Source organism: Stutzerimonas sp. LR2 (genome assembly GCF_055755175.1).
The window spans coordinates 1-740 of record NZ_JBVTRR010000072.1; the positions used below are offsets into that span (position 1 = coordinate 1).

Below are 740 nucleotides of genomic sequence, written 5' to 3' on the forward strand. Positions count from 1 at the left end.
TTTTGCGTCAATGGGACTCGTCTATAGTTATACAACCAAATATCAGGAAGAGAAAAACCCGCTGTTTTAGCGGGTCAATGGTTAGGCAGGATTACTGGGGGCCAGTAAAGGTGTTTTCGATGACCTGCTGGCTGCGTTCGACCCAGTCGCTGTTGTTGTCACAGTTGACGTTGGCTTCGAATACCTGGCGCGCTGAGGTATACATGGGGCTGTTGTACCCCCCACGGTTAGCCAGTAATACCCGGATGCCGTTGAGGTAGGGATAAATTGGGTCTTGCAAGATAGTCTGATCTACATCACCGGCTTGCTGACAATACTGGGTGCGCATCTTGATAATGTCCTGAGCGACTTGTAAACACTCTGGGCAGTTGGCTTTGTAGGACTGGAACTCTGCCAGTGACTTTCCAGCAACGGGTCGGCCACTGGCATTGGTAGGAATTTCAGCAAAGGCACTGGTCATGCACAATGCGGCAATAGCTCCTGCCAATAAAGGAATGCTACGGATACGTTTAAACATGTTTTTCACCTTGTTAATTTTCACCCCAACGGGTAGATCGATCCTACTACGGAAGGAATTTCCACTCGCCCGAAAAGGCCAACAAAACGAGGACTAAAAACGATGACATACTATCAGGTCAAAGGTAGCTTATTCATATCCAATATGATTAGGTGCAAACATGGAAAACGTCACTCAACACCGGAATTCATCACTACAACAAGACGTCCTGTACGTGTTGCTT

Annotated in this window: 1 protein-coding gene; it reads right to left on the reverse strand. The window is 47.4% G+C overall.

Annotated elements, in window-relative coordinates:
- Positions 1–91: 91 nt before the first annotated feature.
- Positions 92–517 (reverse strand): hypothetical protein, encoded by a 426-nt coding sequence (locus ACVRRC_RS22105; RefSeq protein ID WP_472533455.1) that lies wholly within the window; start codon positions 515–517, stop codon positions 92–94.
- Between the last annotated feature and the right edge of the window lie 223 nt (positions 518–740).

Coding starts and splice junctions, on each gene's coding strand:
- ACVRRC_RS22105 (WP_472533455.1), bottom strand. CDS start 517: ATGTTTAAACGTATCCGTAGCATTCCTTTATTGGCAGGAGCTATTGCC.